Source organism: Altererythrobacter aquiaggeris (assembly GCF_037154015.1).
Lineage (GTDB): Bacteria > Pseudomonadota > Alphaproteobacteria > Sphingomonadales > Sphingomonadaceae > Aestuarierythrobacter > Aestuarierythrobacter aquiaggeris.
Window position 1 is genome coordinate 1,163,280 of the sequence record NZ_JBANRL010000001.1, and the last position, 20,886, is coordinate 1,184,165.

Sequence of the window (20,886 nt, forward strand, 5' to 3'; positions counted from 1 at the left end):
GTTATTTAACATGGCAATTGCACTGCGTTTGTCCCGTGGCGGCGCCAAGAAGCGTCCTTATTACCGTATTGTGGCTGCCGACAGCCGCCGGCCGCGTGACGGCAAGTATCTCGAGCAGGTCGGGATTTATAACCCGCTGCTCGCAAAGGATGACGAAGGCCGCGTAAAGCTGAACGAAGATCGCATCCGTTACTGGCTCGGCGTTGGTGCCCAGCCTTCGGACCGCGTTTTGCGTTTCCTTGACGCTGCGGGCATCCTGAAGCGCGAACCGCGCAACAACCCGAACAAGGCGAAGCCGGGCGAAAAAGCCACCGAACGCGCTGAGGAAAAGGCCGAGAAAGCCACTGCAGCAGCCGAGGCTGCCAAGGAAGCGGCAGCGACTCCGGCTGATGAAGCACCGGCTGACGATGCAACCAACGAGAACACGGCAACCGGTTCGGTAAAGACCGAAGAGACCGCAGAAGCAGTGGCCGACGCATCGACCGAAGCGCCTGCAGATGCTTCTGCAGAAGATGCTGCGGCAATCGCTGAGGAAGTCGCCGAAGGCGGCCCGGTCGCCGAGGAAAAGCCTGCTGAAGACGACAAGTCCGAAGACAAGGCCGAGGGCTAAGGTCTTTGGAACAGGATAAGCCCGTCACCCTGGCCGCCGTTATCGGTGCGCACGGTGTGGCGGGCGAAGTCCGGTTAAAGCTGTTCGGCGAGGGCTGGGCAGAGTTAAAGCGTTACAAGACCTTCAACGAGGGCGCGTTTACGCTCAAGAAAATCCGCGATGATAACAAAGGCGGCGCGGTCGCCCGTTTTGCGGAAGTACAGGACCGCAATGCCGCCGAAAAAATGCGCGGCACAGTGCTGACAATTCCGCACTCGCAACTGCCGAAACTGGGCGAGGGCGAGTATTATCACGCCGATCTGCTTGGCCTTGAAGTCGTTACGGACGGTGGAGAGGCTGTGGGCAGAGTTGCGGCCATCGAAAATTTCGGTGCGGGTGATATCGTTGAAATTGCCAAGCCCGACGGTAAGACATTCATGGTCCCGATGACTGAATCCGCTGTTCCAGGCTGGGATAGCGAGAAGTTGGTAATCTCGGCAGAATTCGCCGCATAAGCATACCGCGCCCGCATGCAGACGCGCCGGAACTCAACTGAAACTCTTTACATAGCCTAATAGTTATATAACATATGGCTGTGGATGATTCGCTCAACTTGGCTTTCTCGGCCCTATCTGATCCCACGCGCCGCGCGATCCTGGCGCGGCTTGCGACGGGAGAGGCGACCGTGTCCCAGCTGTCCGAGCCGTTTTCGCTTAGCCAGCCCGCCATTTCAAAACATCTCAAGGTACTCGAAAGCGCCGGCCTTATCGAAGCTATCCGCGACGGCAAGCAAAGGCCCCGCAGGCTCAAACCGGCAGGGCTGGAACAGACACGCCAATATGTCGAGCAAATGGCATCCTATTGGCCCGACCGGTTCGGCCAGCTCGGCGCGTTCCTCAAATCATCCCGCGCAGGGGGCACTGACACATGACCGATACGCCTGTGTTCACGATCACCTGCGTGTTTGATGCGCCGATTGGCGATGTTTTCGATGCGTGGGCCGATCCCGATAAGATGGCCGCATGGTCCGGGCCTCCGGGAGCAAAGCTGACATTGCTGTCAGGCGAAATCAGCGAAGGTTCGCTGATGCATACGCGCTCCGATCATGATGAAATGGGCACGAATTACACGCTGGCTTTGTGGACGGCGGTGCAACCGACCAGCCGTATCGCGTGGGAGCAAAGCTTTGCGGATGAGGCGGGCAATAAGATCAGGCCATCCTTCGTCCCGCGTTGGCCGCTTACGCTGCTGACCGATGTACGATTCGAAGAGGTCGATGGCGGCACCAGAGTGACACTGACGTGGACCCCCGTGGAAGCCACGGCCGAAGATCTCGCCGAGTTTACGAAGCAAATGGCATCGATGAAAGGCGGTTGGAGCGGCAGCTTCGACAAGCTCGCAGAGTTCCTCGCAGCGGGCTGAGCAATTCCCATGTCGGTTGCAAAAGGGGCCTGATTGCGCGCAAAGGCATTGAATGACGTTCGCGGCCACCATCCTTACCCTCTACCCCGAGATGTTTCCCGGCCCGCTGCGCCTGTCGCTCGCGGGGCGCGCGTTGGAGGAACAGAAGTGGTCGCTGGATACTGTCCAGATCCGCGATTTTGCGACGGACAAGCACAGCAATGTCGATGGTACGCCAGCGGGCGGGGGTGCGGGAATGGTGCTAAAAGTCGATGTGCTCGCCGCTGCGGTCGATCATGCCAAGCGCGTGCAGCCAAAGGCGCCAATCCTCGCCATGACGCCGCGCGGCAAGCCAATTACGCAGGAGCGAATTCGCGAACTTTCTGCCGGGCCGGGGGTCACGATCCTGTGCGGCCGGTTCGAGGGTTTCGACGAGCGCATATTCGAAACCCGCGAGATCGAGGAAGTGTCTGTTGGCGATATCGTTCTGTCGGGCGGAGAGCCTGCGGCATTGACGATTCTCGACGCTTGCATTCGCCTACTTCCCGGCGTAATGGGCGCGGCTTCAAGTGGTAGCGAGGAGAGCTTCGAAGAAGGGCTCCTTGAATATCCTCAATATACCCGGCCCGCTGAATGGGAAGGGCGCACGATCCCTGAAGTGCTGCGATCGGGGGATCATGCGAAGATCGCCGCATGGCGTAAATCCATGTCGGAAGATCATACACGGTTACGCAGACCGGACCTTTGGGAACGCCATATCGGTGTTCGGGACCAGTCTGCCTCTGGCGAGCGGCATGAAAATAGGAAACCAGGTAAATGAACCTGCTCCAGACTCTCGAGGCCGAAGCAATCGGCGCTCTTAGTGACGGGAAAGAGATTCCCAAATTCCAGGCTGGCGATACCGTCCGCGTGGGTGTGCGCGTCGTCGAAGGCGAACGTACACGTGTCCAGAATTTCGAAGGCGTCTGCATCGCCCGCTCCAACCGCGGCATGGGCAGCAACTTCACCGTGCGTAAAATGAGCTTCGGCGAAGGTGTGGAACGGGTGTTCCCGCTTTACTCGCCCAACCTCGACAGCCTGACCGTGGTTCGCCGCGGTATCGTGCGCCGTGCGAAGCTTTACTATCTGCGTGGCCGCACCGGTAAGCGTGCGCGCATCGCGGAACGCCGGGATAACGCACCAAAGGCTTGATCTTTGTCGGCATAAGTTTCTCGCAATTGCGAAATTGGAAGGGGCGCTCCGGGATGATCGGGGCGCCCTTTCCTCGTTCGCGCTTGCTATGGGCGGCAGGTGCGTTAACTTCGCAACAAAGAAACCTAGGGGTATCACATTGTTATGCGCTTCATTCGGGCAGCTCTGCTTTCAACAGCACTCGTTTCCGCTTTCACGGCAATTCCTGTTCTCGCCGGAGATGGCCATATGAAAACTGAAAAACGCGCAGCGGAAACCGGACAGGGTACACTGACATTCGAGCGGGTGTTCGGCAGTCCGGGGCTTAATGGCTCCAGCCCGCGCGCTACACGGATTTCGCCCGACGGACGCTATCTCACGCTGCTGCGGAACCGTGAGGATGACAAAGACCGCTACGATCTGTGGGGCTATGACCGGACAAGCGGCGAATGGACCATGCTTGTGGATAGCGAGAAGCTGGGTTCAGGCCGCGAATTGTCCGAAGACGAAAAGATGCAGCGCGAGCGTGCGCGGGTCGGCAATCTCAAGGGCATTATCACCTACCAATGGTCGGCCGATGGCAAATCGGTCCTCGTCCCGCTCGACGGCGATCTTTATCTTGCGGGGCTGGAGGGCAGTGTCACGCGCCTGACCGATACGGAGGCGAGCGAGCTTAACCCCAAACTCAGCCCCGAAGGCGGTTATGTTTCATTCGTCCGCGATCGCCAACTATGGACCGGAAAGGTGGGCAGTGATGCCGCACCGGTTACGCCCAAGGAAGGCGAAACCATTCGCTGGGGCGAGGCGGAATTCGTTGCGCAGGAAGAAATGGCCCGGCTGACCGGCTTCTGGTGGTCGCCGGATGATGGCCGGCTTGCGGTTGAAAGGTTTGACGAAGCGCCCGTGGGCATCGTCACCCGGGCGGCCATCGGCGCGACCGGCACCAAGGTTTATGATCAGCGTTATCCCGCTGCGGGCACACCCAATGCCGACGTCCAATTGTTTCTGATGGATCCCGATGGCAAGAACCGCGTCGAGGTTGATCTGGGCGCCGAGAAAGACATCTACCTTGCCCGCGTCGATTGGGCGCCAGATGGCAAGACCTTGTATGTCCAGCGCCAGAACCGCGGGCAAACAGTTCTAGACATGTTGAAAGTCGATCCGGCGACCGGCGCCAGCGAAGTGCTTTTCTCCGAGAACGCTGCGGTCAAGGATTACTGGATCAACCTGTCCGACAATTACAAATTTCTCAAGGACGGCAGCTTGATCTGGTGGTCGGAACGGGACGGCTATGGCCACTTGTATCATTTCAGTGGCGGCGCGTGGACGCAGCTTACTAGCGGCGAATGGGTCGTCACCAGCCTGAACGGGGTTGATGAAGACGCGGGCCGCATCTTTTTCACCGGGACCCGGGACGATGTGCTGGCCCAGCAGGTCTATTCGCTAAACCTTGCCGATCCGGCAAATGTGACGCAGTTGACGGATAGTGGTTACAGCAATGCTGCTCGGATGGACGAGAAGGGGCAAACGCTGCTGATTTCCCGTTCCAACGAAACGCAGCCGCCGCAAAGCTACATCGCCGATGCCGCTGGCACCCGTCTGGCGTGGATCGAGGAAAACGTGCTGGATGCCGCGCATCCTTACACGCCATTTGTCGCCAGCCACCGCGTGCCCGCTTACGGTACTGTGATGGCAGACGACGGCAAGACGCCGCTTTATTACCGGATGATCACACCTGAAATGGAGCCGGGAAAGCGCTATCCGGTCCTGTTCGCGCATTATGGCGGCCCAGGTCCGCAGGTGGTGCAAAAGAGTTGGGGCGGCGCACTGGAGCAAGCGGTTGTCGATATGGGTTACATCTGGTTTGAGCTGGATAACCGCGGTTCAGCCAATCGCGGTGTCGAATTCGAGCAGCCGATCTACCGCGCAATGGGCGGCGTCGAAGTGCGCGATCAGAAATCCGGGGCAGAATTTCTCAAGTCTCTCGCTTTTGTCGATGGAACCAAGATTGCGCTCGATGGGTGGTCTTACGGCGGGTATATGACACTGAAACAGTTGCAGGCCGATCCCGGTCTGTATGCGGCAGGTGTGTCGGGTGCGCCCGTCACCCGCTGGGAGTTGTACGACACGCATTATACCGAACGTTACATGGGCACACCGCAGGCTGACGGGGATGCCTATGCAAAGGCGGCTGCGATCGAGGACGCGGTGAAGATAACCGATCCGCTGCTGCTTATTCACGGCATGGCCGACGACAATGTCGTGTTTGAAAACAGCAGTGAACTTATCGCCAAAATGCAGGGCGCGAACGTGCCATTCGAAATGATGCTGTACCCTGGGTACACACATCGTGTTGGCGGCGAGAAAATCAGCCCGCACATGTGGAATACAATCATGCGGTTCCTCAAGGACAACGGCGTTACGCCGCCCGATTGAGCCGCGCCTGCTAAACGCGCTTTTGCAGAGACAGCCGATTTATGTTGCGGCGCCGCATGGCTTGCCTAGAGCGACGCTGAACACGGACGGAGTATAAAAATGGGTTACCGAGTAGTTGTGGTCGGCGCGACCGGAAATGTCGGGCGCGAAATGATGCAAATTCTTGCCGAGCGCGAATTTCCGATTGATGAAATCGCGGCTGTGGCGAGTTCGCGCTCGCACGGCTCGGAAGTCGAGTTCGGCGACACGGGCAAAATGCTCAAGTGCAGGAATATAGAGCACTTTGACTTTGCGGGATGGGATATCGCGCTGTTCTCCGCTGGATCTGCCGTGTCGAAACAATATGCTCCGATCGCTGCTGCGGCAGGGTGTGTCGTGATCGACAACAGCTCTCTTTACCGGATGGACCCCGATGTTCCGCTGATCGTTCCCGAGGTAAATCCCGATGCAATCGATGATTTTGCAAAGCGCAACATGATAGCCAACCCGAACTGTTCGACCGCGCAGCTAGTCGTTGCGCTGAAGCCCTTGCACGATGCGGCGACGATCAAGCGGGTGGTTGTTTCGACTTATCAATCGGTGTCGGGTGCGGGCAAAGCGGGTATGGACGAACTTTTTTCTCAAAGCCGCGCGATTTTCGTGGGTGATCAGGTCGAACCACGCACTTTTACCAAACAAATCGCTTTCAATGTAATTCCGCACATCGATGTCTTCCTTGATGATGGTTCGACCAAGGAAGAATGGAAGATGGTGGTCGAAACGAAGAAAATTCTCGACCCGAAAATCAAGATGAACGCGACTTGCGTGCGCGTGCCGGTTTTCGTGGGCCATAGCGAAAGCGTCAACATCGAGTTCGAAAACGAACTTTCAGCAGAGCAGGCACAGGACATCTTGCGCGAGGCGCCGGGTATCATGCTCATCGATAAGCGCGAAGATGGCGGATACATTACACCCACAGAAGCGGCGGGTGAGGGCGCCACATATATCAGCCGCGTGCGTGAAGATCCGACGGTTGAATACGGCTTGTCACTGTGGTGCGTGTCGGACAATCTGCGCAAGGGCGCGGCACTTAACGCAGTGCAAATCGCCGAATTGCTTGGCCGGAGACATCTGAAGAAGGGATAGACCGCGATGAGATTACTCAACGGAAGTCTGTGCGCGGGGGCACTGTTCCTGCTGGCAGCGTGTTCGGCCGAACCGGGTACTGGCCCGGCCGGACAAACCGGATCGCCCACACAGCCTGACGTCTCGGCGGAAAAACCGGGCTTCGTCCGGTTGTCGGGAGAGAGTGTGCGCACGACCGGCGCCGATGGTTTTGAAATTCCGTTTGGCACCTCGCGCCAACTGACCGAAACAGCAATAGGTCTGGCTCTGGGCGACCCGCAATCCCGCAACGAAAATCTGGAATGCGGTGCTGGACCAATGCAGTTCAGCGATTACAAATCAGGTCTGACGCTGAATTTTCAAAGCGGAAATCTGGTCGGATGGACGCTGCGCAAGAATGACGACGAGCGACTGGTCACAACCGCCGAAAATGTGGCGCCCGGCACCGGTTTAGCCGGCGCCATGCGTGTCTATAAGCTTGATGCGCTGGAAGAAAGCACGCTGGGCGAAGAATTCGCAACTGACGAAGGGATTGGTTTGTTTGTCACAGATGCCGAAAGCGGGAAAGAGATCGAAAGCCTTTATGCCGGTACGAACTGCTTCTTTCGGTGACGCTGGCGGCTGAACTTTACTGGTCGTTCCGCTCCCCTTACAGCTACCTGGCGATCGGGCGTTACCGGGCGCTGACCGAAATGTACGACGTCGCAATCGATCTTCGGCCAGTCTATCCGCTGGCGATCAGGCAGCCTGAATTTTTTGAACGCAGCCACCCCAACTGGCTCGGCTATACCTTTCGCGACATGATACGGGTTGCCAAATTTCATGGCATCCCTTTTGCGCCGCCGCGGCCGGATCCAATTGTGCAGGATATGACCACGCGCAAAATTGCTGACGTCCAGCCACATATTCATCGCCTTACCCGTATGGGACAATCTGCCGCCCGGCGGGGCAAGTCGCTTGCTTTCGCCGATGAGGTTTCGCGGCTGATATGGGGCGGGACCGAGCGCTGGGACGAAGGCGATCATCTGGCCGGTGCCGCAGCACGCGCCGGGCTCGATCTGGCCGTACTTGAGGCCGAAGCCGTTAATGATGCCGGGGGTCTGGATGCGGAGATCGCCGCCAATCAGGATGCGCTGGAGGCGGCGGGCCATTGGGGCGTGCCGACCTTGGTGTTCGAAGGAGAGCCATTCTTTGGACAGGACCGGATTGAAATGGTGCTGTGGCGTATGAACGAGCATGGTCTGACAGAACGGTGAGCGCGGTATCAACACAAATGGTCGCTTCGTTCGACGGACAGGATATGGCGGTTCACCGGATGGGCGCGGGCAGACCGGTAATGCTGTTGCATGGTCTGTTCTCGAGCGCGGACATGAACTGGGTTCGATATGGTCATGCGGCGCTGCTGGCTGACGCCGGATTTGAATGCATCATGCCTGATTTGCGCGCACATGGTGAAAGCGCGAAGCCGCATGATGCGGCAAGCTATCCCGATGATGTACTGGCCCGCGACACACACGCCATCGTGGAGGCGCTGGCGCTTGACGAATTCGACCTGTGCGGGTTTTCGCTTGGCGCCAGAACCGCTGTGCGTAGCGTCATGCTGGGGTTAAAGCCGCGCAAATTGGTGCTTGCCGGCATGGGGCTGCAGGGTCTTGCCGGGTGGAGCGGGCGCTCTGACTTCTTCATCGATGCCATCGACCGCTTCGAGGATATTGTAAGGGGCGACCCGGCATATTTTGCCGTGCAGTTCATGAAGACGATGAAGGTGGACCGTGTTGCTGCCCGGCATCTCCTCAAGTCCGTCAGCGATACGCGGCCCTCTGCACTTGCAGACATCACAGCGCAGACTGCAGTGATTTGCGGCGATCAGGACCGTGATAACGGGTCACCTGCCGAATTGGCCGACGCGCTGGCTGACGGCCGGTATATAGAAATTCCGGGCACCCACATGAGCTGCGTGACCAGACCCGAACTGGGTGACGCGATAGCAGAATTCCTGTCAGCCTGATATCAGGCCACGCTTGATAAACTGCGCATCTGCGTTCAAACTGGTTTCAATCAAAACAAATCTGGACCGAGGATCGCCCGTATGAATCGCCTTTCCGCTGCAACATCATTAATCGCGCTTGCCATGGCCAGCAGTGCCTGCGCCACCTTACCTGCAGAAACCGCCATGAGCACGCCGGCCATGCCCGGGGAAACGGAGCAAGCCAAAGCGTTTCCGATGACACCGCAAGGTGCGGCTGACTGGGTGGCGATGGCAGAAAAAGACCTGTTCGATTTCTCTGTCGAATCGAGCAAAACCTACTGGGTCAACGCGACTTACATAACTGTCGATACTGACGCGTTGGCGGCACAGATCGGCGCGGAAGGAACCGAAAAATCGGTGAATTACGCGTTGCAAGCCGCTGAATATGCTAAAATTTCCGGTCTCGATGCCGAAGTCGCACGCAAGCTGGATATTTTGCGTAACGGCATCGTTCTGCCTGCTCCGACAACTGCAGGCGCGGCCACAGAGCTCAACGAAATCGCGACGAAGCTCGGCTCGCAATATGGCAAGGGCATGGGCACGCTGAATGGCAAGCCGATCAATGGCTCCGACATCGAAGCGGAAATGGGCAACCTGGATCGTACGCCGGCCGAACTGTCGGAAATGTGGGCGAGCTGGCACACGCAGGTCGGCGCCCCTATGAAAGATGACTATGCCCGCATGGTGGCGATTGCCAATGCCGGCGCAGAAGAGCTCGGATTCGATAATGTCGGCGCGATGTGGCGGTCCGGTTACGATATGCCGGCGGACGAATTTACCGCCGAAACCGAACGGATGTGGCGCGAAGTCAAGCCGCTGTATGACAGCCTCCACACCTATGTGCGTTCAAAGTTGAACGAACGGCACGGTGACGCTGTCCAGCCGGCCAGCGGACCCATCCGGGCTGACCTTCTGGGCAATATGTGGGCCCAGGAATGGGGCAATATCTACCCGCTCGTTGCACCCAAGGGCGCAGGCGATATCGGTTATGATCTGACCGACCTGATTACCAAAAAAGGGCTGTCGGAAGTGGATATGGTCAGAGTGGGGGAAGATTTCTTCTCGTCATTGGGCTTCGATGCGCTGCCCGAAACATTCTATGAGCGTAGCCAGTTTACCAAACCGGCCGACCGCGACGTGGTATGCCATGCCAGCGCGTGGGATCTCGATAACAAGGATGATCTGCGGATCAAGATGTGTATCAAAAAGAACGCCGACGATTTCATCACGATCCATCACGAACTGGGCCACAATTATTACCAGCGTGCCTATAACACGCAGGACTATCTGCATCTGAATGGCGCAAATGACGGTTTTCACGAGGCGATCGGCGATATGGTCGCGCTGTCGATCACCCCTGAATATCTTGTCCAGATCGATATGCTGGACCGCAAGGATGTGCCGGGCACGGACAAGGACATTGGCCTGCTGCTGCGCCAGGCGATGGACAAGGTTGCGTTTCTTCCTTTCGGATTGCTGGTCGATAAATGGCGCTGGGGTGTTTTCGACGGGTCGATAACGCCCGATCAATATAACACCGCCTGGCACGGACTGAAGGAACAGTATCAGGGTATTACGCCGCCGGTTGCGCGGCCTGCCGATGCTTTCGATCCCGGTGCAAAGTATCACATTCCGGGGAACACCCCGTATTCGCGGTATTTCCTCGCCCGGATACTGCAGTTCCAGTTTTACAAGGCAGCGTGCGATCAGGCCGGATGGAAGGGGCCGCTGCATCGCTGCAGCTTCTATGGTAACAAGGAAGTGGGCAAGAACCTCGACGCAATGCTGAAAATGGGCGCATCGAAGCCATGGCCGGATGCATTGGAAGCTTTTACCGGTACGCGCGAAATGAGCGGCGAAGCAATGATCGAATATTTTGCTCCGCTAAAGGCTTGGCTTGATGAACAAAACAAGGGCAAGCCGCAGGGCTGGTGACCACTTTTAATTCGCTTGCCCACTTGCGGCGCTGCATGACACACGCCGCTGGAGGCTCATGAAAAAGAAAAAGTTGCCAATTGTCGGGTGGCGTGAAGTTGTGAACCTGCCGGAACTGGGTGTTACGGGTATTCCGGCCAAGATCGATACGGGTGCCCGTACGTCGTCGCTTCACGCTGCCAACATCAACCTCTTTACCCGTAACGGTGAGGAGATGGCGCGCTTTGACCTCGACTTTGGCCGGGGTCAGGCTTATCGACATTGCGAGGCTGTGCGCGTGGCGCATCGCAATATCACCAGTTCCAACGGCGCGGTCGAGGAACGTTTGATCGTCAAAACCGAGATTACCATCGGTGGCGAGGCATTCCGGGCGGAATTCAGCCTGGCCGATCGCAGTGATATGGTGTTCCCCATACTCATCGGGCGAACCGCACTCAAAAGCAGATTTCTCGTTAATCCGGGGCGGTCGTTTCTTATTTCGGACCGCGCTGACGCAAAGGAAGAATTTTTATGAAAATCGCCATGCTGGCACGTAACCCGAACCTTTATTCACATAAGCGCCTGGTCGAAGCGGCCAAGGAACGCGGGCATACCTGCGACATTCTCAACACCACGCGCTGCACGGTGAACATCGCCAGCCATCGGCCGACAGTGATGTACAAGGGTGAAACGCTGGACAAATATGACGCTGTCATTCCGCGCATCGGCGCTTCGATCACGGCATATGGCCTTGCGGTGCTGCGCCAGTTCGAAATGGGCGGCGTCTGGCCGCTGAATGAAAGCGTTGCTATCGGGCGTAGCCGCGACAAATTGCGCAGCACGCAGATCATGGCGAAATACGGGCTTGGCCTGCCGCTGACCGCATATGCCAACGATCCCAAACAGGCGGAAGCGATCATCAAGGCCGTCAACGGCCCGCCGGTGGTCATCAAGCTGCTCGAAGGGACGCAGGGCATCGGTGTGGTGCTGGCTGAAACGCTCAAGGGCGGCGCGTCGATCATCGAGGCGTTCCGGGGTGCGAATATCGCGATTATGGTGCAGGAATTTATCAAGGAGGCGGGCGGCAGCGACATCCGTTGTCTGGTCGTGGGCGGCAAGGTTGTCGCCGCGATGAAGCGCCAGGGCGCCGAGGGCGAATTTCGCAGCAACCTGCACCGCGGCGGCAGCGCCCAGCTTATCAAGATCACCCCCGAAGAACGCAGCACCGCCGTGCGCGCCGCCAAGGCGATGGGTCTGAACGTGTGCGGTGTCGACTTGCTGCGATCGAATCACGGGCCAGTGATTATGGAGGTGAACAGCTCGCCGGGTCTGGAAGGTATCGAGAATGCCACGGGCAAGGATATCGCCGGGCAGATAATCGAATTCATCGAAGGCAATGCAAAGGCCGGAAACACGAAAACCAAGGGTAAGGGGTGATAAGCCGGTCACCGCAGATAAATACTGGCGACGAGCTGGATCTGGCCAGGCTGGTCGCGAAATATTCCCTTTTTCCGCATCCCGCGGTTGTGCGCGACGTCCGCGATCCGGTGTTCCCTACCCTGAGGGTCAATCGGGAGCATCGGTATAAACCAACCGGATGCGGGAGATATGTCGGCGACGATAACAAAAGCCCGCGATGGGCATTGCTGTGGGCGCACGGTTATAAAAGACAGACGGTGGCAAGCGGTTGGCAGGTCGCGCATATTTGGGAACGCGCAAAAGATCCGGCGTCATTCTCCCGGTTGGCCAACCTTGCTTTCGTGCCTAAATCGCTGACCCGATTGACGGACGAGGGCGGCGCAGCGGCGGCATATTTGCGCTGGCATAGCGCCCAGGTCTATAAATGGTCACCGGAAGACGCGAAAATAACCAAAGCTCCGTCCGGCTACGCCAAGCTTGAATGGAATTATTTGCCATTCTGCAAAAACCCGGCAGCGATCATTCAAGAGAGAAGGGCCAGCCAGGATTCGCTTATGCTGGCCATCAACAAGCTTCTTACCTGAACGGTGGTTCGTTAAACGCGCGCAATTTACGCGAATGCAGCCGTTGGCCCTCCGCGCGCAATAACTCGCACGTGGTGGTCCCGATTTTCAGATGCGAGCTGATAGCCTCTTCGTAGAATTGATTGGCTTGGCCGGGCATTTTGATTTCACCATGCAGCGGCTTGTCGGATACGCACAACAGGGTGCCGTAAGGTACGCGGAAGCGGTAGCCCTGGGCCGCAATCGTTGCGCTTTCCATATCAATACCGACTGCCCGGCTGAGGCTGAGCCGTTTGGCCGAAGCAGTGTAACGCAGCTCCCAGTTCCGGTCATCAGTAGTGACGACCGTACCCGTACGCATCCGCTTTTTCAGATCGGCACCGCCTGCACCGCTGACCATCTCGGCTGCCTTTGCAAGCGCTTGTTGCACCTCGGCAATCGCCGGGATCGGGATTTCGGGCGGAAGGACCGGATCAAGCACATGGTCATCGCGCAAATATGCGTGAGCCAGCACATAGTCGCCGATCTTCTGCGTCGGGCGCAGGCCGCCGCAATGCCCGATCATCAACCACGCTTCCGGTCGCAGCACAGCAAGGTGATCGGTAATCGTTTTCGCGTTTGACGGGCCGACCCCGATGTTTACCAGCGTAATCCCGTTCCGGCCTTCGGCCATCAGGTGGTACGCTGGCATCTGGTGTTTGCGCCAGGCGGCATCGGAAGCGTGTTCGTTTGCGTTCTGCGTTGCTTGATCCAGATGCATGCCGCCAGCCCCGGCGAGTGCTGTAAAATGGCCGTTGCCAATCTGCGTTCCGCCCCACTGGACGAATTCATCTACATAACGGTGGTAATTGGTGAACAGAATGAACTTTTGAAAATGCCGGGTGTCGGTGCCAGTGTAATGCGCGAGGCGTGCAAGCGAGAAGTCCGTTCGCAATCCGTCGAACAAAGATAGCGGTATAGGCAGCGCCGGATCGAGGAATTCGATCCCGTCGGCCAGCTCGTCCCCAATCATCGCCAGTTCTGTTGCGGGAAAGTGCATGGCGAGTTGCTGAGGGCTGATTCCCGCCAGTTCGGCGCCCGCATCACCGTCCAGCACATAGGGAAAGGGGATCTCCTGACGCGACCGGGCGACGCTGACTTCAACGTCATAATCGCTTGAAATCAATTCGAGCTGTTCGGTCAGATAATCGGCAAACAGCGATGGTTTTGTCACAGTTGTCGCATAAATGCCCGCATCATTCAGGCGGCCAAAGGCGCGGCTGCGATCTTCTGGCTGGTGGCCGCCCGCAAAGGACATCCGTAATTCGGGATAACAATAGCTCCCGTCACTGCGGCGTTCTGCCGGAGGTATTGCGCCGCCCTTGCCGTAACCAACAATATCGTTGCGGAGAGTATCGACCGACTTGCAATAGATTTCTTCAAGTTGGGATAAAATGTCGTTTATTGATGTCATCCATCGCAACTAGCGCGTGGCAATGTCTTTTTGAAGCAAAGCTTGCAATTTCCGGCTTACAAAGAGCAAAGAAAAGGGCGCAGCCCGCGAAGACTGCGCCCCAAACTTGTAAAACCGCAGGCTGTTACGCTTCGGTTTCGTCTTCCGGAGTGCCAACGTCGGAATCGGCAGAAGCCCCGTCTTCCAGCATGTCGGCAGGAATTTCACCAGGTTCAAGCGATGGATCGACTGCTTCGGTGAAGCCGACTTTTTCGCTCTGCTCTTCTTCGAACATTGCGGCCATCACGTCGATGCCCTGGCTTTGCAATTCTGCTTCATCGTCGGAACGGGCCACGTTGGCTTTGACCGTAACGTCAACTTCGGGGTGCAAGCGAACACGCACATCGAACATGCCGATTGTCTTGATCGGCGCGCCCAGAATAATCTGCCGCTTGTCGATCTGGTGGTCCTGTTCGGCCAGCTTGTCCGCAATATCGCGAACAGTCACAGAGCCGTACAATTGGCCGGAGTTCGACGATGCACGGATCAGGACGATCTGTGCGCCATCGACTTTCTCGCCTGCAGCGACAGCATCGACACGGCGTTCGTCATTCTCTTTTTCCAGACGTTCGCGGTTCGCTTCAAACACCTGCTTGTTGCCGTCATTGGCGCGAAGGGCCTTTTTGTTAGGCAGCAGGAAGTTGCGGGCGTACCCGTCCTTCACGGTGACAACGTCACCGATCGTACCAAGCTTTTCGATACGTTCGAGGAGGATGATATCCATGATTTAGTCCTCCTTACTTCACGAGGTAGGGCAGAAGGCCGATCTGGCGCGAACGCTTGATAGCCCGGGAAAGTTCACGCTGTTTCTTCGCAGAGACAGCCGTGATGCGGCTTGGGACGATCTTGCCCCGCTCGGACATGAAGCCCTGAAGCAGGCGTACGTCCTTGTAATCGATCGCGGGCGCACCCTTGCCGGAAAACGGGCAAGACTTGCGGCGGCGGAAAAACGGACGTGCCATTAGCTATCTCCATCCCGATCACGGCGCTTGGGGCGCTCACGATCATTTTTGCGCATCATAACCGATGGACCTTCTTCATGGGCGTCCACACGGATCGTCATGTAGCGGATCACATCTTCATTGATGCGGGTCTGGCGCTCAAGCTCGGCGATCAGCGTTCCCGGGCCGTCGATGTTCAGGAGAACAAAGTGTGCCTTGCGGTTGCGTTCGATCTTGTATGCGAGATTCTTGAGGCCCCACGTCTCGGTCTTGGTAACCTTACCGTCGTTCTTTTCGACGATTTCGGTGGCGGCTGCGGCCAATGCGTCAACCTGAGCCTGGCTCAAATCCTGCCGCGCGAGAAAGACATGCTCGTAAAGAGCCATCTTCGCTTCCTTTCACTTTTAATGCCGATCGCTGGCTAATCCGCAGGATTGCGGGGCCTCTCCGGCTTTCTTGATTCCCTACTTGCGTAGCGAAGGCGCGCGTCTAGCTGATCTGCAGCGTATTGCAAGCTTTGTGAGCAAGGCACGCGGATCAGTGCGTGCCGCGATGAGTTGACGGGTGACAAAGCTTGAAACCGATTTGCCAACCGCCCGTTTGGAAGGCCATGGGGGATTCAAACATACAGGAGAATTGGTTTGCCCGGTGGCTTGGTAGCTTTGCTTGATGATGTAGCGGTGATCGCCAGGACAGCTGCGGCCTCGATGGATGACATCGGCATCGCGGCAAGCCGTGCGGGCAGTAAAGCGGCCGGCGTCGTGATCGACGATGCGGCCGTGACCCCGTCTTATGTCACGGGCCTGTCACCCGCGCGAGAATTGCCGATTATCTGGAATATCACCAAAGGCAGTTTGAAGAACAAGCTTCTGATTTTACTACCGGGCGCCCTGATACTCAGCGAATTTTTGCCCGCTGCCATAATCTTTGTCCTGATGCTCGGCGGGCTTTATCTGAGCTACGAAGGGGCCGAAAAAATCGTCGAAAAGCTTGGCGGTCAAAAGCATGGCAAGACGCTGGAAGATCCGATCGAAGATCTGGACGCATTCGAGAAAGAACGCGCATCAGGCGCCATCCGTACCGATTTGATCCTGTCGGCCGAAATCATGGCGATTACCTTGAACGAAGTGGCGGCGGAATCGCTGGTTACGCGCGCAGTGGTCCTCGCTGTTGTCGGCATTGCCATAACTGTCGTAGTTTACGGCGCTGTCGCCATGATCGTGAAGATGGACGATGTCGGACTGCATCTGTCGAAGAAAAGTTCGGCGATTGCACGAAATGTCGGGCGTTTCCTGCTTGCGGCGATGCCGAAGCTTCTGACGGTTCTGTCGGTTGTTGGAACCGTTGCGATGTTGTGGGTGGGCGGCGGCATCCTGATCCACGCTCTGCATGAGCTCGGGCTGCATAACTTGTCCGACTTCAGCCATGGATTGCAGCACGGCGTAGAGGAACTGACCGGCGGGCTCGGCGGCATTCTTGGCTGGGCTACCTACGCAGGAGTTTCGGCCATGATCGGTCTTTTGGTAGGTGCGGTTCTGGTGTTCATTCTGCACAAAGTGCTCAAGATCGGCCATAAGGAAGCGCATTAGACTCACAGCGGGAGTCTGGTCTGGACACTGATCTGGAAACCGGTCCGCCCTCTTGTTTGGGCTCTGGTCCGGGCTCTGGTCCGGGCTCTGGTCCGGGCTTTGGGCCCAACTCTGACCGGCACTGATCCGGCCGGCGTGCCAGCCACTCTTCGTTCAGGCCAACAGGGAAAACAATTCGCGCGCAAAAACGGTCAATGTATCATCCCGGGCGCCCATCACGGCAATCCTGTCGCCGGGCCGAGCAATTTCCGCGATGCGGCGGGCGCAGTCTTCTCGTGCGCCAATATACTCGGCATTCCCGCCCGCTTCGCTGATCAACTTGACAATCCGTTCGCTCCCCTGCGTTTTATCGGTGGTCCCGCCGAAATATACCGGGTCGCAAAATATCGTTATATCGTGCGGCCCGAGTTCGCCGGCAAACGTTTCCGCCAATTCGCTTCCCATCTGGCGCAGCGGTCCATAGCCGTGAGGTTGGAAAAAGGCGATTATGCGGCCCTCGTGTGATTTGAGAGTCCGCAGCGTTGCTGCGCATTTTTCGGGATTGTGGCCGAAGTCGTCGATCACGGTAATATCGTCCGCCGTTGTGCCGATGATATCGAAACGCCGGGCAAGGCCCGCAAAACCGCCAAGTGCTTTCACCGCTTCGCCCACTGTCATGCCGGAGGCTGCCGCACCGGCAATCGCACCCAACGCGTTGGACAGATTATGTCTCCCGGGCAGGGCAAGTGCCAGTTTATGCTCGCTCCCGTCGCGACGGTCGATCACCACCGCATCCTGGCTGGTCGTGCCTTCTTTTACCGAGCCCGGCAGAACACCGATATCGGCATGTTGGGCGTTGATGCCAAAGGTGATCAGCTTTTGCGCGCGGCCAGTCAGTGCCATCGATTCCGGATCATCGGCATTGACTGCCGAGACCGCTGAACCCGACAGAAAATCGCCAAACAGAACACGCAGTTCTGCCATACTTTTGTGGTCGAGGCTGACGTTCAGCAGCACCGCAACTTCAGGCGCATATAGCGCAATCGTGCCATCGCTTTCGTCAACTTCGCTCACATAGGTTCCACCATTACCGGTTTGGACGCCGACCACCGCGCTGGCGAACGGTGCATCGATGTCGGCGAAGTTCTTCATCACCGCGCCGTTCATGATCGTCGGTTCGCATCCCGCGTCATGCAAAATCCAGCCGAGCATTCCGGTGACCGTTGATTTGCCGCTCGTTCCGCCGATCGCGATGCCTGTGTCAGCCGCATTAAACAGTGCCGAGTTGAGATCCGCGCGCGTCATCCGCCCGCAGCCAAGTGCCTCGGCCCTCATCATCTCGGGGATAGTATCCTCGACTGCTGCGGATGCGACCAGCACTTGCTCTCCCGTGGTTACGCCGCTGCCGTCCTGGGGAAACAGCTTAAATCCGTTCCGCTCAAGCCAGGCGAATTTTTCGGGCGTTCGGCCCTGATCGAAACTGCGGTCTGAACCGGCAACTTCAGCGCCGCGTCCTTTGAGGATTGTAGCGAGTGGCAACATCCCCGATCCGCCGATACCGACAAAAAACCAGGGATGTGCTGTCAGCGCGTCTGCCGCTGTTGTGGAATTTGGCATGAAGCCCGATTACGCGGGGTATCACAATATGTGAAGCGGGTGTTATGAGGGCACAATGACACGTATCGCAATTTGCGCTCCGGCGACCCCGATAACCCGCGAACATGCTGCGGCGCTTCAAAAACTGGTGGCGGAGGAATTCCCAAGTCACAGCGTCCACTTTCATGAACAGTGCTTCGAAGAATGGCATCATTTCGCCGGGCCGGACGCGGTGAGGCTTGATGCGTTTCTCGAATGCGCCAACGATGCTTCGTTTGATGCGGTCTGGTTTGCCAAAGGCGGCTATGGTTCGAACCGGATTGCCCAGGCCGCGATACCGTTCTTAAAACCCGCGGCTAAGGACAAGACATACGCCGGGTTTTCGGACTGCGGCTATATTCTGGCCCAGCTTTACCGCGCGGGGATCGGTCAGCCTGTCCACGCGCCAATGCCAGTGAGCGCCCGGAGCGAGCGCGGGCGCGAAGCCGTGCGGCGTGTGCTGCGATGGTTTGACGGCGACAATAGCGGGCTGGAACCATCGCTGGATGGCAAGACACCTGTTGCGGCATTCAATCTGATTACTCTGACCATGATTGCCGGCACGCCGCTGATGCCCGATCTGAAAGGGCATGTCGTGATGGTTGAGGAAGTGAGCGAGCATCTGTATTCTGTGGACAGGTTGATGTTCAATCTAACCAATTTTCTGCCCGGTATCGCAGGTCTGAGGCTGGGCCAGGTGAGTGCCGTCCCCGAAAACGATCGCGATTTCGGTTATTCACCTGAAGAAATCACGAAATTCTGGTGCTCGCGCAACGGAATCCCGTATCTTGGCCGCGCACAGATTGGCCATTATTCCGGCAATTGTGTCGTCCCGTTTGGCCTTGCCAGCCCCGCAAACCGGACCTAGTCGCCCATCAAATTCAACATCCGGAGTAACCCATGCGCGCTTTCGTTTTTCCCGGTCAGGGCAGCCAGAAGATCGGCATGGGTGTGGAGCTTGCAGCGGCAAGCGCAGCTGCCAGAGAAGTGTTCGAGGAAGTTGACGACGCGCTGGGGCAAAAACTGTTCCGGATCATGAAAGATGGTCCCGACGATGCGCTGACGCTGACCGAAAATGCGCAGCCTGCGATCATGGCCAATGCTATCGCGGTGCTTCGAGTGCTGCAGAAGGACGCCAATATATCGCTCACGGAAGCCGGTAATTGTGTCGCCGGACACAGCTTGGGCGAATACACCGCGCTGTGTGCGGTAGGTGCATTCTCGCTTGCCGACACCGCCAGGTTGCTCAAGTTGCGCGGACAGGCGATGCAGGCTGCGGTTCCGGTAGGGCAGGGCGCGATGGCGGCGTTGCTGGGCGCCGACATCGACAAGGCTCAGGCACTTGCGGACGCTGCTGCAGAGGGCCAGATTTGCACGATCGCAAACGACAACGACCCCGGGCAGGTGGTAATCTCAGGCCACCGTGAAGCGGTCGAGCGCGCAATCGATATGGTGAAGTCCCACGGTATCAAGCGCGGTATCCTATTGCCCGTATCGGCGCCTTTCCATTGCCCGCTGATGCAGCCGGCAGCCGATGCGATGGCGCAGGCATTGGCCGACACGCCGCCCAAATCTTTTCATCTCCCGCTTTTTGCCAATGTCACGGCGAGCGAAGTGACCGACCCTGGAGAGGTACGGCGCTTGCTTGTCGATCAAGTGACGGGCCGCGTTCGTTGGCGTGAAAGTGTCCTGGCAATGCGAGAGGCGGGCGTAGAAGAATTCGTCGAGCTTGGCGGGAAGGTTCTCGGGCCGATGATCGGACGAACCGACAAGGAAGCAAAAACTACCAGTGTTGTGTCGATGGATTGCATCGAAGCGCTAGCCAAGGAGATTTGACGATGTTCGACCTCACCGGAATGAATGCGCTGGTAACCGGGGCGAGTGGCGGGATCGGCTCATCGATTGCGCGCGCGCTTGCGTCACAAGGTGCGCGGCTGGCACTATCGGGTTCGAACGGCAGCAAGCTCCGGGCATTTCGCGAGGAACTGAACGATGATTTCGGGCATGACCATGTCGAGATTACTTGCGACCTTTCGGATAGCGAAAGCGTCGAGCATCTGATCCCTGCGACCATCGATACGTTCGGAAAAATCGATATCCTCGTGAATAATGCCGGTATCACGCGCGACAATCTCGCGATGCGCATGAAAGACGATGAATACGAACAGGTAATGAAAGTGAATCTGGAGGCTGCCTTTCGCCTGATGCGCGCATCGGCGCGTCCCATGATGAAGGCCCGGTTCGGCCGGATACTCAACATCACCAGCGTGGTCGGTGCGACGGGGAACCCGGGACAAATGAACTACGCCGCTGCCAAGGCCGGTCTTGTAGGGATGTCCAAAAGCCTCGCGCAGGAACTTGCCAGCCGCGGTGTAACCGTCAATTGCGTCGCGCCCGGATTCATCCGCACAGCGATGACCGACGAACTGCCGAATGCCCAGAAAGACGCGCTCAATGCGCGCATTCCGATGGGCCGAATGGGCGAGGGTGAGGATATCGGTGCAGCGGTCGCATATCTCGCATCCAGAGAAGCCGCATACATCACCGGCCAGACGCTTCACGTGAATGGCGGTATGGCGATGATGGGCTGACAATCGGCTCATTTATCCCCAGTTTCGGGGTGAA

At 57.7% G+C, this 20,886-nt stretch carries 24 protein-coding genes; 19 read left to right on the top strand and 5 right to left on the bottom strand.

The annotated features are described in order from the left end of the window. Positions 1-10: 10 nt before the first annotated feature. From rpsP to WFP06_RS05740, 15 genes are all read left to right on the top strand, one after another. Positions 11-610 (top strand): 30S ribosomal protein S16, encoded by a 600-nt coding sequence (gene rpsP / locus WFP06_RS05670; protein WP_336986249.1) that lies wholly within the window; start codon positions 11-13, stop codon positions 608-610. Between the two features lie 5 nt (positions 611-615). Beyond that, positions 616-1,104: a ribosome maturation factor RimM gene (rimM, locus tag WFP06_RS05675; protein ID WP_336986250.1), complete on the top strand. Its 489-nt coding sequence runs from the start codon at positions 616-618 to the stop codon at positions 1,102-1,104. 74 nt (positions 1,105-1,178) lie between these two features. Then, complete coding sequence (locus WFP06_RS05680; RefSeq protein ID WP_336986251.1) at positions 1,179-1,520, top strand: ArsR/SmtB family transcription factor; 342 nt, start codon at positions 1,179-1,181, stop codon at positions 1,518-1,520. Beyond that, entirely contained in the window at positions 1,517-2,011 is a 495-nt protein-coding gene (locus tag WFP06_RS05685; protein WP_336986252.1) for an SRPBCC family protein, read from the top strand. Before WFP06_RS05680 ends, WFP06_RS05685 begins: the two co-directional genes overlap by 4 nt. Positions 2,012-2,063: 52 nt before the next feature. Continuing rightward, on the top strand, positions 2,064-2,810 hold the full coding sequence (trmD, locus tag WFP06_RS05690) for a tRNA (guanosine(37)-N1)-methyltransferase TrmD (RefSeq protein WP_336986253.1): 747 nt from the start codon (positions 2,064-2,066) through the stop codon (positions 2,808-2,810). Next, the gene (rplS, locus tag WFP06_RS05695; protein ID WP_336986254.1) at positions 2,807-3,181 is read left to right on the top strand and encodes a 50S ribosomal protein L19; all 375 of its coding nucleotides are present in this window, start codon (positions 2,807-2,809) and stop codon (positions 3,179-3,181) included. Before trmD ends, rplS begins: the two co-directional genes overlap by 4 nt. Positions 3,182-3,325: 144 nt before the next feature. Then, positions 3,326-5,596: a S9 family peptidase gene (locus WFP06_RS05700; protein WP_419716217.1), complete on the top strand. Its 2,271-nt coding sequence runs from the start codon at positions 3,326-3,328 to the stop codon at positions 5,594-5,596. Between the two features lie 99 nt (positions 5,597-5,695). Beyond that, the gene (locus tag WFP06_RS05705; protein WP_336986256.1) at positions 5,696-6,721 is read left to right on the top strand and encodes an aspartate-semialdehyde dehydrogenase; all 1,026 of its coding nucleotides are present in this window, start codon (positions 5,696-5,698) and stop codon (positions 6,719-6,721) included. A gap of 6 nt (positions 6,722-6,727) precedes the next feature. Then, entirely contained in the window at positions 6,728-7,312 is a 585-nt protein-coding gene (locus tag WFP06_RS05710) for a hypothetical protein (protein WP_336986257.1), read from the top strand. Further along, positions 7,309-7,956: a 2-hydroxychromene-2-carboxylate isomerase gene (locus WFP06_RS05715; protein ID WP_336986258.1), complete on the top strand. Its 648-nt coding sequence runs from the start codon at positions 7,309-7,311 to the stop codon at positions 7,954-7,956. Before WFP06_RS05710 ends, WFP06_RS05715 begins: the two co-directional genes overlap by 4 nt. A 17-nt stretch (positions 7,957-7,973) precedes the next feature. Next, positions 7,974-8,708 (top strand): alpha/beta fold hydrolase, encoded by a 735-nt coding sequence (locus WFP06_RS05720; RefSeq protein WP_336986259.1) that lies wholly within the window; start codon positions 7,974-7,976, stop codon positions 8,706-8,708. 81 nt (positions 8,709-8,789) lie between these two features. Next, positions 8,790-10,664 carry a M2 family metallopeptidase gene (locus WFP06_RS05725; RefSeq protein WP_336986260.1) on the top strand — a complete coding sequence of 625 codons (1,875 nt, stop codon included), beginning with the start codon at positions 8,790-8,792 and terminating at the stop codon, positions 10,662-10,664. Positions 10,665-10,722: 58 nt separating this feature from the next. Next, positions 10,723-11,178: an ATP-dependent zinc protease family protein gene (locus tag WFP06_RS05730; protein WP_336986261.1), complete on the top strand. Its 456-nt coding sequence runs from the start codon at positions 10,723-10,725 to the stop codon at positions 11,176-11,178. Then, positions 11,175-12,080, top strand: a complete 906-nt coding sequence (gene rimK, locus WFP06_RS05735) for a 30S ribosomal protein S6--L-glutamate ligase (protein ID WP_336986262.1) — start codon at positions 11,175-11,177, stop codon at positions 12,078-12,080. Before WFP06_RS05730 ends, rimK begins: the two co-directional genes overlap by 4 nt. An 89-nt stretch (positions 12,081-12,169) precedes the next feature. Further along, complete coding sequence (locus WFP06_RS05740; protein ID WP_336986263.1) at positions 12,170-12,646, top strand: hypothetical protein; 477 nt, start codon at positions 12,170-12,172, stop codon at positions 12,644-12,646. Here the strand turns inward: WFP06_RS05740 and WFP06_RS05745 are convergent. The 4 genes from WFP06_RS05745 to rpsF all read right to left on the bottom strand — a co-directional run bounded on the left by WFP06_RS05745 (position 12,639) and on the right by rpsF (position 15,444). Next, positions 12,639-14,078 (bottom strand): AMP nucleosidase, encoded by a 1,440-nt coding sequence (locus WFP06_RS05745; protein ID WP_336986264.1) that lies wholly within the window; start codon positions 14,076-14,078, stop codon positions 12,639-12,641. The two genes, WFP06_RS05740 and WFP06_RS05745, sit on opposite strands and share 8 nt — an antisense overlap. A 124-nt stretch (positions 14,079-14,202) precedes the next feature. After that, entirely contained in the window at positions 14,203-14,841 is a 639-nt protein-coding gene (gene rplI / locus WFP06_RS05750; RefSeq protein ID WP_336986265.1) for a 50S ribosomal protein L9, read from the bottom strand. A 13-nt stretch (positions 14,842-14,854) separates the two neighbouring features. Then, positions 14,855-15,079: a 30S ribosomal protein S18 gene (rpsR, locus tag WFP06_RS05755; RefSeq protein WP_336986266.1), complete on the bottom strand. Its 225-nt coding sequence runs from the start codon at positions 15,077-15,079 to the stop codon at positions 14,855-14,857. Further along, on the bottom strand, positions 15,079-15,444 hold the full coding sequence (rpsF, locus tag WFP06_RS05760) for a 30S ribosomal protein S6 (protein WP_336986267.1): 366 nt from the start codon (positions 15,442-15,444) through the stop codon (positions 15,079-15,081). The genes rpsR and rpsF overlap by 1 nt, the downstream gene beginning before the upstream one ends. A gap of 255 nt (positions 15,445-15,699) precedes the next feature. Between rpsF and WFP06_RS05765 the strand changes: the two genes are divergently transcribed. Next, a complete protein-coding gene (locus WFP06_RS05765; RefSeq protein WP_336986268.1) occupies positions 15,700-16,647 on the top strand; it encodes a DUF808 domain-containing protein in 948 nt (315 codons plus the stop codon). 153 nt (positions 16,648-16,800) lie between these two features. Here the strand turns inward: WFP06_RS05765 and WFP06_RS05770 are convergent, their stop codons facing one another. Next, positions 16,801-18,243, bottom strand: a complete 1,443-nt coding sequence (locus WFP06_RS05770) for a glutamate ligase domain-containing protein (RefSeq protein ID WP_336986269.1) — start codon at positions 18,241-18,243, stop codon at positions 16,801-16,803. Between the two features lie 55 nt (positions 18,244-18,298). On the opposite strand from WFP06_RS05770, the gene WFP06_RS05775 reads away from it, so the two are divergent. The 3 genes from WFP06_RS05775 to fabG are packed head-to-tail and all read left to right on the top strand — an operon-like array spanning position 18,299 to position 20,852. Then, positions 18,299-19,129, top strand: coding sequence for an LD-carboxypeptidase (locus tag WFP06_RS05775; RefSeq protein ID WP_336986270.1), 831 nt, complete (start codon positions 18,299-18,301; stop codon positions 19,127-19,129). A gap of 32 nt (positions 19,130-19,161) precedes the next feature. After that, positions 19,162-20,097 (top strand): ACP S-malonyltransferase, encoded by a 936-nt coding sequence (gene fabD / locus WFP06_RS05780; RefSeq protein WP_336986271.1) that lies wholly within the window; start codon positions 19,162-19,164, stop codon positions 20,095-20,097. A gap of 2 nt (positions 20,098-20,099) precedes the next feature. Continuing rightward, a complete protein-coding gene (gene fabG, locus WFP06_RS05785) occupies positions 20,100-20,852 on the top strand; it encodes a 3-oxoacyl-[acyl-carrier-protein] reductase (protein ID WP_336986272.1) in 753 nt (250 codons plus the stop codon). Positions 20,853-20,886 lie beyond the last annotated feature (34 nt).